The sequence below is a fragment of the Enteractinococcus helveticum genome, assembly GCF_001657475.1.
Classification (GTDB): Bacteria; Actinomycetota; Actinomycetes; order Actinomycetales; family Micrococcaceae; genus Yaniella; species Yaniella helvetica.
In genome coordinates, this window is record NZ_LXEY01000110.1 from 1 (window position 1) to 10,851 (window position 10,851).

At 51.2% G+C, this 10,851-nt stretch carries 8 protein-coding genes and 3 pseudogenes; 9 read left to right on the plus strand and 2 right to left on the minus strand.

The features are described from left to right. Positions 1-285 precede the first annotated feature (285 nt). A pseudogene (locus A6F49_RS19005) lies at positions 286-612 on the plus strand (transposase); the annotation flags it as partial. A gap of 862 nt (positions 613-1,474) precedes the next feature. Further along, positions 1,475-1,699, plus strand: a pseudogene (locus A6F49_RS17525) (IS3 family transposase); the annotation flags it as partial. Positions 1,700-2,447: 748 nt separating this feature from the next. On the opposite strand, the gene A6F49_RS18175 reads toward A6F49_RS17525, so the two are convergent. Continuing rightward, positions 2,448-2,612 carry a hypothetical protein gene (locus tag A6F49_RS18175; protein WP_161485834.1) on the minus strand — a complete coding sequence of 55 codons (165 nt, stop codon included), beginning with the start codon at positions 2,610-2,612 and terminating at the stop codon, positions 2,448-2,450. Between the two features lie 448 nt (positions 2,613-3,060). Next, positions 3,061-5,781: a glycosyltransferase gene (locus A6F49_RS15320; RefSeq protein WP_150119557.1), complete on the minus strand. Its 2,721-nt coding sequence runs from the start codon at positions 5,779-5,781 to the stop codon at positions 3,061-3,063. A gap of 865 nt (positions 5,782-6,646) precedes the next feature. Here A6F49_RS15320 and rimM point away from each other — a divergent pair. From rimM to A6F49_RS15355, 7 genes and pseudogenes are all read left to right on the plus strand, one after another. After that, the gene (gene rimM, locus A6F49_RS15325) at positions 6,647-7,195 is read left to right on the plus strand and encodes a ribosome maturation factor RimM (protein ID WP_043055479.1); all 549 of its coding nucleotides are present in this window, start codon (positions 6,647-6,649) and stop codon (positions 7,193-7,195) included. Then, a pseudogene (trmD, locus tag A6F49_RS15330) lies at positions 7,195-7,887 on the plus strand (tRNA (guanosine(37)-N1)-methyltransferase TrmD); the annotation flags it as partial. The gene rimM and the pseudogene trmD, both read left to right, overlap by 1 nt. Before the next feature lie 184 nt (positions 7,888-8,071). Continuing rightward, positions 8,072-8,416, plus strand: coding sequence for a 50S ribosomal protein L19 (gene rplS / locus A6F49_RS15335; RefSeq protein ID WP_043055477.1), 345 nt, complete (start codon positions 8,072-8,074; stop codon positions 8,414-8,416). A 96-nt stretch (positions 8,417-8,512) separates the two neighbouring features. After that, on the plus strand, positions 8,513-9,085 hold the full coding sequence (lepB, locus tag A6F49_RS15340) for a signal peptidase I (protein ID WP_043056615.1): 573 nt from the start codon (positions 8,513-8,515) through the stop codon (positions 9,083-9,085). Next, the gene (gene lepB, locus A6F49_RS15345; RefSeq protein WP_043055475.1) at positions 9,082-9,777 is read left to right on the plus strand and encodes a signal peptidase I; all 696 of its coding nucleotides are present in this window, start codon (positions 9,082-9,084) and stop codon (positions 9,775-9,777) included. The genes lepB (A6F49_RS15340) and lepB (A6F49_RS15345) overlap by 4 nt, the downstream gene beginning before the upstream one ends. Next, positions 9,774-10,454, plus strand: coding sequence for a ribonuclease HII (locus A6F49_RS15350; RefSeq protein ID WP_043055474.1), 681 nt, complete (start codon positions 9,774-9,776; stop codon positions 10,452-10,454). Before lepB (A6F49_RS15345) ends, A6F49_RS15350 begins: the two co-directional genes overlap by 4 nt. 43 nt (positions 10,455-10,497) lie before the next feature. Beyond that, positions 10,498-10,845 (plus strand): DUF2469 family protein, encoded by a 348-nt coding sequence (locus A6F49_RS15355; RefSeq protein WP_043055473.1) that lies wholly within the window; start codon positions 10,498-10,500, stop codon positions 10,843-10,845. Positions 10,846-10,851: the final 6 nt, after the last annotated feature.

The window sequence follows — 10,851 nt, forward strand, 5'->3', positions numbered from 1 at the left end:
GGACAACACCACACAATAAACATGTGGATAACTGGCCGGATTCTTGACGCTCTTTTGGCCGGAAACCAACCGCTGAACTGGCTGGATTTCCCTGCTCATCTGGCCTAGTTCTAGTTGATCACAAACAGCTGGCTACAACAGCCCGTACCAGATGCGGATCTGGTGGCAGCCTATCGTGCCAATGCGCTCTTTGATGCCCACCAGGATGATCCAGAGTTCGGGCACCGATTACTGGCCGATGAAGCCAAAGCCTCCGGCCAGCCGATGGCTGATCGGACGGCATGGCGGATTTGCCACGACAATCAGTGGTTTAGTGTCTTTGGCCGACGCAAAGCACGCGGCAACGGTATGCGGCCTTGACCTGCAGTCCACGATGACCTCGTAGAACGCGACTTCACCGCCGACCGCCCCAACCAGTTGTGGTTAACGGACATCACCGAACATCACACCGGCCAAGGAAAACTCTATGTCTGTGCGGTCAAAGACGTCTTCGCCGGCAAGATCGTGGGATATTCCATCGATGCCCGGATGACCGCCCGGCTAGCCGTCAACGCACTGAACAATGCGGTAGCCTTGCGTGGCAACGTGGCCGGTTGTGTGGTCCATTCCGATTAAGCCGAGGTTTGTGTTAAGCCGAGAAATCGGTTTGTGGCGCATGCTGGTGCCGTTGTGGAGAAATTTCTCGGCTTAACATTCTGGTTGGTTCTAGTGTTTGTTGCATCCGAACGCTTTGGAAGGAGCGGATCATGGATATAACAATCAAACAGCTTGGTGAGGTCGTGGTGGCGGCGCTGCGTGAAGCCGGATATATGGAATCCACGGTAGGAAATTATCAGAAAACCATCAAAGCGCTGGGCATCTATGCTGGCGGGGTGGACCAGCTCTACACTGTTGAGTTAGGTGCAAAATTTGCTGCATTGACCACCAGCCCGCGGACTGGAAAATTCAGTGCTGTCCGCAGATTTGATTACACTCGGTTGATCAATGTAGGCAATTCCTATGTACAAGCCGGCGTTGTGTCATTGGCGGTGACCAGACGCGGCGGTGGCGGTCCTCGCCCGGAGTCTGACGAATTCATCGCCTTGAACACCGCGTGGGAACACGACATGGCCGAACGAGAGCTGGCTGTTGCGACCCAAGACTATTATGGGCGACTGGCACGCAGCTATCTGGTGTTCCTGGAAGACCAGGGCATCATGTCGTTGGCCGATGCCGCCAGTGTGCTGGCATTCGTAGAATCGTTGATGGATCGATGGGCCAAGACCACGCTCTATGGGATTGTGACGAATTTCCGCCCGTTTCTGAAATTCACTGACAGATCTGATTTGGTCGATGCGATCAATTTGGTGCGAGCCCGGCGTTCACACCGAACTCCGGCAGTGTTAGATGCTGCCGACCAGCAACTAGTCGTCACAGCGTGTACCACGGCAGTGGTGTCTGCTCGGGATGCCGCGATCACGCTGTTGGCTTTGATCTCGGGGCCGCCGGCGATAATGCCGCCATGGAATCGTTCTTCTCGCTACTGCAAAACAACGTGCTGGATCGCAAACCATGGGCAACACGCATCGAGCTACGCATCGCGATCGTCACCTGGATTGAACGAACCTACCACCGCCGACGCAGACAATCCCGGCTCGGCCGGTTGACGCCAGTCGAATTCGAGACCATGATGAACACCCAGGTAGTACTCGCTGCCTGACACAACACCTGTCACCTGACGGTGCAGCAGGCCCTTCTGCACCGTGTCCCAATCTGGTTGAGCGTGCCCGCTGTGATGTTCATCCAGCACGGTCGAGACGATCGTGGACCTTCTGCTCGGCATGAACAGTAGCAGTCCAGTCCAGTCGTTATCCCAAGCGATTTCTAGCCGGTCGGCATCTTGCAAGCCAGCAGGATTTGTTCGTCGACACCAGCGCCCTGCCACGCGGAAGGCTACGCGCCAGACATCCCCTTCTATGCGCATCCTGTAGAGCACCAGCGTCGTTCAAATATTGCGTACCTCATGAGATGACCCTTACGTCCAGTGGTCTTGTCATATACCGCAATGTGCCGAAATCAGGTGGCTCTGATCGCCGCCATCTGCTGGCTCTGAGGAGGCCCGCAGGCGAAAACAACCAGTGGCTCTAACCGGCACCATCAGTGGACTCCAGTACTGCAAATATTCATCACCAACTTGGTGGCAATCGTGCCAGCAAATCCTTGCACCGGGCCCAACGGTTTACCCTTCGGGGCAATCGCAGCCTCACGACCCAAATCAATGATTTCGACACGGCCCCGACTGGGGAGACCAGCTGCCTTATTTCAGCCAAGAGATCACCGGACTGTCGTGAGGGGAACATCACCGCGGCCAGCCACCGCGAAAACGTCAACGTCATCACTCACTCACACCGGCAACATTCGCGATTGACCGTGACCCACCGGGATTTTGGGTTCAGGGAACCACCAATCTATTTGGGCGGTCTCACCGGGTCGACTACCAACCGGTCGGCGGGATCAACCCCAACATACAATGGGCGCAATTCGCGCACCTTGTCTTTCAGCGTGGTCATTGATCGTTCCCAGCCGATCCGCTCAGCAATGACCGTTGCTAGCATCTGAGGCGAATCGCCCATGCGCCCGTCGTCCGCAGCGCAGCCTACCGCTACCCAAAGATATGGTTGCGGATGAAATGAGATTTTGATTCGCGAAGAGTAGGACCACTATTCGCCGGTAATTCAAGCCCACAGGAACATCTCATCAACCCCTGCTCACAGGGTGCAGGTAAAGCAAGTGTCTCTGGGCGATGCCTAATCACTCGTTGTCCAGTGCATCTGCTGGTACTTCATACCTGGGCAAGAACTAGACAAGGTGAATCTCGTGAGCCAAAAGGAGCTCATTGATAGCAGTTAGGTTCAGACGACACCTCAATGCTTTAGTAGTCAGCACTCGACACATGATTCTATATACATAGATGAGTCAGTGACTCCGAAATCTCCTAATTACTGTTCAGCGGTATACCTAGTCCGATACACGGGCCACGAGCGCCTAAAATAGGACTCCTTGAACGGGTAGTAGGGAGTCCTAATCCTTGGTGCTTACCCCGATCAGGGAAGTGATACGTTTGACGAATGCGTTCATAGAAAAGTGCTCATGCACGTAGGCAGTTGCTCTGTGGGCTTGCGTTCTGTAACTATCAGGATCGTTCCAGATTTTCACAACAATGTCTTTCACCCCAGAAGGATCGCTGTAGATCGCACCATCTCCAAAATTCGTCTCCAAGTATGGTGGCAGGATGACTACCTTGCCTGCGGCCATCGCTTCTGCTATGGCCATACCGAACGATTCCGTAAGTTTGTCATCGTGGTAATACACCCAGAAATCAATCTCATCCAGAAACACTTGTACGTCCTTGGTACCAAATTTGTAGACGATCTTGTCGCGAATGGTTTCCGGGCCGAGCTTTGTTACCAAAGCATCGGTTCCTCCAAGAAAACGGGTCTGGTAGTCAGACGAGGTGTATGCAGCGTGAAAATCATTTATCTTCGAAGGCCACTTCAACTTATGGTCTCGAGAGTGGCGTCCCAAAATAGGTACGTTTGTGAAATCAGGTTCATCGACCTTTCTCAATGTTATTAAGCCCGGCCAAGTAATGTTTGATAGGCGATCCGTTGAGATTATGCCCTTACAGAGACGTTGTGTGACCCCTGATTCTGCGATGACTTTACAACGAGTATTGAAGAGTCTGTCTAGGTTTTGAACGCAGATGGGTAGGTCAAAAACCATACCGGAACCGCCATGTAGCACCGGCGGATTGTTTACGATTAAAACTGTTTGCTGCACTCGTAAGTTCGTGTTTCTATTATCCAGGAACTGTGCTACAACGGGATGCCTGGCAACTAATAACCGGATATCAGCTGAATCTTCGAGAGCTATCTGGTGAACTTCGCCGTTAAGTTGCATATCAAATAGTTCTTGAGCTATTCGGCTCTGGGAACGATTCGTTGGTGATTCTTCATGGATATAACCGACCCTGAACCCCGACTGTGAGGCAGCTCGAATCTCAGCTAAGGTCAGTGATGTAGTTCCGCCGGGGAAGCGGAAATCAGTCATGAAAACCACATCGAATATTCCAAGATCGGCGTTGCGCCAACCGGGCCGCATTGAAGTAGGAACTGGATAATTTTGGGTCTTTGAAGGTTTCAGGGCATCTGGATCGCGACCTGTTTCTTCATGCCAGCGGGTGAAAGCTTCTAAATAAAGCCGCCGGTTTGGGGCGACATATCCTCGGCTTACTTCTCCCGAAGTTAAAGATCCTTGGTGGGTACGAGTGAAACCCAACGGAACTTCGTCCAATACTTCTACTGGAACGCCACTATATTTTTCGAGACGATCACGGAATTCAGAATCGGCTCCTTTATTGACTTCGTCCCAAGCACCGATTGCGTTGAAAGTTTCACGGTGAATCATCAACGAAGAAAAATTTGGTTGCGTTAGGAGGGGTTTGACGTTGATGCGGAGGAGCTTGAGTTCTTCACTAGTTCTAATATGGGCGCTCATATTTCCCGGAATCTCGGGATTTGCCATGAGATGTTGGACTTGAGTGGCTATTTTGTCGCTGTGCGACCAATCATCATCGTCATGGACGGTTATATATTCGCCATGAGCTGCCTTTACTCCGATATTTCGAGCGCAATAAGCGCCCAGATTTTGCTCTTGTTTTATGACACGTATTTTGGGGCTGAGTGATGCCGCTTGCTCGAGATACTTTTGATAATCAGGGCCAGAAGCATCATCTACCACAATAATTTCGAGGTCCTGCCAGCTTTGCTGGAGGAGGGAACCAAGAGCAGTTAAGAGCTGAGCGCCGCCTTGATAGGTTGGCACGATTACAGTAACAAGTGGTCCACTCAGCAACCTTGCTGGTTTCGAATAGAGCCGGTCTAAAGGTTTTTTGTCTATATTGCTTGTAAATTCGATACTAGAAAGATTTCTCGTTTTGTAGATCCCGTTTACCAGATCTAACCATTCAGCCGAGACCGCCCCATGGCTATTCTGTACGGCATTAAGTTGCATAAGAGTCACTTGGAGTGGATACCGGTCAGCAATTCCGTATCTTGTGACCAGTTCTGACTGCTCAGCAAAACGAAATAAGTCTCCGAGTGCTTCGAGGTAAAGTAAACGATCTGTCGGACGAAAAGAGGCTCGCAGGACTGTTTCAGCGAATTCGAAATATCTAACTGCGTTTTCTAAGTCTCCCTCTACGGCCCTCTGATTGACCTGGATCCGAGCTAATGCGAGAAACGCAGTGTGATTCCATTGTTTTAGGTCGGATCTACTTAACGAGCCGAGCATTTCTAAACGCTGGACCGCGACAAAGCGGGTGAGGTCCTCATATTTGAATCGATTATCTGTTGCCGCCAGTGCAAAGGAGTCGCGTAGCACTACACTGCGACTTCTGAGCGCGAAGGTCTCATAGTCTGCTCTGCGTGCCTGAATTCGATGGACATGGTCAAATGCGGCACCTATTCGTGGAAGCTTGCCCGACGCGCGGCTCTCGACTTTAGTCCTTACCGGTTTGGTCGAAGAGTCCTTATTTTCGAGAGCGTTCTGTAGGCCTTTTAGCTGCCGCCAATTCTGTCGATTGCCCATCAGGACTAATGCGATAGTGCATATAAGTGCGAGAGAGATCCCTGTGGTCGCCAATATCGGCAGTGAGATCAGTCCTGCCAAAATGGCAAAGCCTGCACTGACTATACCCAAAAGGCCGATACGACGTTGCCAAGGGTGGAATCCACTGAACAATCTTATGCCTCGCTAGTTCATTATTCGCAAATAAAAGAGAAACTGGTCGCGTGATACGTCTATTTGACTTTGACGAGTCTCCAGGACTTTGAGCTGGAGGGGGTCGCCCTGACAAAGACGCGTCACGCCGTAACAACTTTACGTCAATTACGCTGGTGCTATCTATAGGTTAAAATTTGAAAAGATGGTCAAAGTTATTGGCGTAGTGCAGGATTTCACACCGTAAAGAAATGGTCTCGATTAGAGTGCAATCGCCCTGACGGCGGCTAACAGAGAATCCCCATGATCAAGCTATTGCTAGCGGTTCGCAGTTTTTGCCTCCATTTTGGGTCGTGCCTACTGTCATTTTTCATTGCTTTCGATGTCGATGGTCACTGTTTAGGCCGTAAAAGTGTGTTTGTTGGATTTACTGGATGCAGTTTCTATTGGCCAAGTCCGATATCTTACGTGGCTACGCGTCGGATTTGATGTCTAAATAACCACGTGCTGGTTTTGCATGTAGTGCGTCGCTGTTGAAGCGGCTTGCAAGCTACTGCAACGAGGACTCCTGTTCACAAAGTCCTTCGACCCAGAATCGCGTGTTTATTTGGAATTTGTCGGAACCTCTAGAATAGAGATAACCCAGCGTGGCGGTACCCTACAAACTTAAGTGAGGTCCTTTTCGCAGAGTAGAAAGTGCCACGGTAGGGCGCATCTCATATATTTCTCCCTAGCGGTGGTTTCCTATAATGCGGATACCTCGGGCTACCAAGAGGACATCTGCGTGGGTCTGGTACATCACAGATGACCGAATATCTGCGCTGTTTCATGCTGTATTTTTGTCCATTAACGTAGTCTTCAGGAATCGAATAGGAGAGACACAGTAATGGAAAATCAACGAAATCGTGTTCGGGTAGCCAGAATTGGCAAGCCGCACGGTATAAAGGGGGAGGTAACTGTCGAATTATTCACAGATTCTCCAGAGACGAGATTTGGAATAAGGAGTCAGCTTGAAGTGGACTTCGAAAGTAAGACGTCGCCCTTATTCAGCATGCTGACTGTGACGGGATCTAGATGGCACAAGAATGTCTTATTAGTGGCCTTCGAAGAATTCTCTGACCGTAGTACAGCGGAGACACTGCGTGACTCTTATCTGTATGCTGAACCGATTTCAGCAGCTCAAGATGAGGATGCTTGGTACGCTGACGAACTGGTCGGTTTCACCGCTCATGAGGAGAGTTTCGAAGCCCCTCCCATAGGTAAAGTGACCAATTTAATCACCGGGGCCGCACAGGATTTGTTAGAGATTCAACTTCAAGAAGGACGGGAAGTACTGATTCCTTTTGTCAATGAAATCGTTCCAGAAATTGATGAGGAACGTCGCGCAGTTGTTATTACCCCACCGGCGGGTCTATTGGAGCTGAATCAAGACTAATGCGCATTGATGTTGTCAGTATTTTTCCAGAATACCTGGGGGCACTTAACCTGTCTTTGATCGGCAAAGCTCAAAAAGCTGAGCTGCTGCGAATCCGAGTGCATGATTTGCGTGACTACACGTATGATCGCCATAAGACCGTAGATGATACTCCATACGGTGGTGGTGCCGGCATGGTCATGAAGCCAGAACCTTGGGCTTTGGCCTTGCATGAAATTCTCGAAATCTCCACGGTCGGCAAGCCTGTCCTGATAGTTCCTACACCTTCCGGTGAAGTCTTTAGCCAGACTGCCGCTTATGAGCTGGCTGAATCAGAGCATCTAGTTTTTGCATGCGGACGTTACGAGGGTATCGACGAGCGAATGTTCCATTGGGCACGTGAGCACTTTGAAGTCCGTCTTATGTCTCTGGGAGACTACGTTCTTAACGGCGGGGAAGTCGCAGCTCTAGCCATGATTGAAGCTATCGGTCGGCTAGTGCCAGGCGTTGTGGGCAATCCAGAGTCGCTCGTTGAAGAGTCTCATAGCGATGACGGGCTGCTTGAGTACCCTGTTTATACGAAACCATCGTCATGGCGAGGCTACGACGTGCCTGAAATCTTGTTATCAGGCGATCACGCCAAAATCGCTGCGTGGCGAAAGGAACAACAGGCCGAAAGGACCCGTGAGCGACGCCCCGATTTATGGACAAAGCACCAAAATATGGCATAATAGGTCGTTGTGCCTAATGGGTGTCTGCTCTGCCGTAGGGGATCAGTTCACCAACGTTGGGTGCCGGGGCGCCGACTGGACGTTGGACCTCGAAATTTCCACCGCAAGCCGCCGAGCTTGCTGAAGTATGTGTGCGACCTGCGGCGTGTCACTAGGAGTACACTCCATGAATCTTATTGATCAGCTGAACCAGAAATCGCTGCGCGACGATGTCCCAGACTTCCGTCCTGGCGATACTGTTGCAGTACACGTGAACATTGTTGAAGGTAAAACCCAGCGTATTCAGGTTTTCGAAGGCTTCGTCATGGCTCGTCAGGGCACCGGCGTTTCCGAGACCTTTACCGTTCGCAAGACTTCATTTGGTGTAGGCATTGAGCGTCAGTTCCCAGTGCACTCGCCAATCATCGACAAGATTGAAGTCAAGAAGCGTGGCCATGTTCGTCGTGCCAAGCTGTACTACATGCGCGATCGTAGCGGTAAGGCTGCACGTATCCCAGAGAAACGTAACTAAGTTCGTTTACCGTTCGTGACGAATTCGTCAAGACCACAGCGGGCCGGGGACCCTTCTTCACAGGGGAGTCGGCCCGCTTTTGGTGTTAATAAGTGGATGCTGGTCTGTCTGCTATTACTAATAGCAGTGATCCCCGGTGTTTTTGTCTTCCGAGCTTATAACGTCAATACCTATACGATTCCCTCTGCTTCCATGGAGCCAGGTTTGCAAATTGGTGATCGGATAGAGGTTGATCCCGGTGCCTACGAAACCAACGAACCTCAGTCCGGGGATGTCGTCGTATTTGATGGATCTGGCAGCTTCTATCCATATGAATCGGAAACTACCATGAAGCGTTTCTTTGACGGTGCGTTAAATCTGCTTGGTATGGCGCCACAGCATAACGCGGTGGTGAAACGGATTATAGGAGTTCCCGGTGACACCATTGAGTGTTGTGATTCCAATGGACGTCTCATGGTGAACGGCGAATCATTAGAGGAACCGTATCTAGCTGAGCTGGATCGTCCAGCGTCACCTAGTCCCTTTCTGGTGGAAGTTCCAGATAATAGGGTATTCCTGCTAGGAGACAACCGGTACAACTCGATCGACTCACGAGCATTACTCGGTGCTCCAGGTGGGGGTATGATTCAGAAGAATAAGATTTATGGGCCGGTGATTAGTACACGATGAGAGCAGAACATTCAGATCGTCCCGCGGGGAGACGACCCAGCGGGTTTTTGCGGGGCATCAGAGAAGTTCTGATCATCCTGGCGATTGCCCTCGTCGTCTCCTTTGTGATCCGCACATTCTTCTTCCGAGCATTCTTGATCCCCTCTGGATCAATGGAAGAAACGCTACAGGTCAATGATCGTATTTTCGTCAACCTCATCGTCGATTCAGAAGACAATCTAGAACGTGGCGATGTCGTAGTCTTCGAAGATCACTATGGGTGGCTGCCACCCGCGGAAGTGGAAACGAGTGCTTTCTATAAAACCCTCGAAGTACTCGGTCTTTATCCTTCGACTTCAGAGCAGCACTTAGTCAAGCGCATTATCGGGACGTCTGGAGACCATGTCACCGTGGAAGAAGGCACCGGGAGGCTCATAGTCAATGGCACTCCGATCGATGAGCCTTATTTATACCCCGGGGTCGCAGGATCTGATATCGATTTCGATGTCACCGTTCCAGAAGGCAAATTATGGGTCATGGGAGATCACAGAGATGCTTCCGGCGACTCACGCAGTCATGTCAATGGACCGAATGACGGCTTCGTAGATGTAACTGACGTGGTCGGACGCGCTGAGGTTATCGCCTGGCCAATTCAACGTTGGGGCTCAGCTGGCTCCAACAACGAACCCTTCGAACAGGTGCCACAACCATGATCAGCACCCCAGATTTATCCCTTGAAACGCAGTTAGCCGATATGTGCGGCCACACCATGATCGCTGGAATGGACGAGGTTGGTCGTGGCGCCCTAGCTGGCCCTGTAGCTGTTGGAATCGCAGCGGTGGATGTTGCGATGAGTCAACCCCTACCAGGTTTAAGAGATTCAAAGAAGCTCACTGCGAGACAACGCGAGCAGCTTATGGAGACTATTCCGGTTTGGGCCTCGACCGCAGTCGGGATGGCGACAGCAGACGAGATCGACGCGTTTGGCATTTCTGCGGCTCTTGGTTTGGCCGGTCGTCGGGCGTGGGATCAACTCGTATCGCACAGCCCCACGCCGGCAGGTTTGGTTTTAGATGGCAATACGCAATGGCTGCAGAACGCACCAGCAGAATCGGTGGAACTGCTCGCACCAATTGATGCGCGTATCGTAATGCAAACGAAAGCCGATGCCACTTGTGCAACCGTCTCTGCAGCAGCGATTGCAGCCAAGGTCACCCGTGATGCTTTAATGGTTGAGTTAGCAAAGCTACATCCAGATTATGGATGGGACAGTAATAAGGGCTATGGCTCAGCGAGCCACCGAGCAGCGCTAACCGAACGGGGCGTCACGGACTATCATCGAAAGTCGTGGAACCTTGTGCCAGCAGCGATACATCAGCGTTTGTTGTAATCCTGGATGCCAGGTGGTAGCAGAACCCACTACGATGTGAGGCATGACTGATCGCGATGATGAGTTGGCGCATTATGCGGCCGACCAAGAACTCAACCTGTACAAAGAGTACCGGGATGTGATCGGACTATTTCGATACATTGTCGAAACGGATCGTCGGTTCTATCTGGCAAATTCGGTTGAAGTCATCACGCATCATGAAACTGGGGACACCTATTTCGAATTGCTACTCGTTGACGCCTGGGTCTGGGATGTTTTCCGCTCTTCACGTTTTATTCAACGTGCCAGGATTCTTAGCTTCCGAGACGTCAATATTGAAGAACTTCCAAGCCGAGATGATCCAGATATGCCAGCCGACGGTCCGTTCGTACCACCGCCGCCGATCGAATAGACGCAA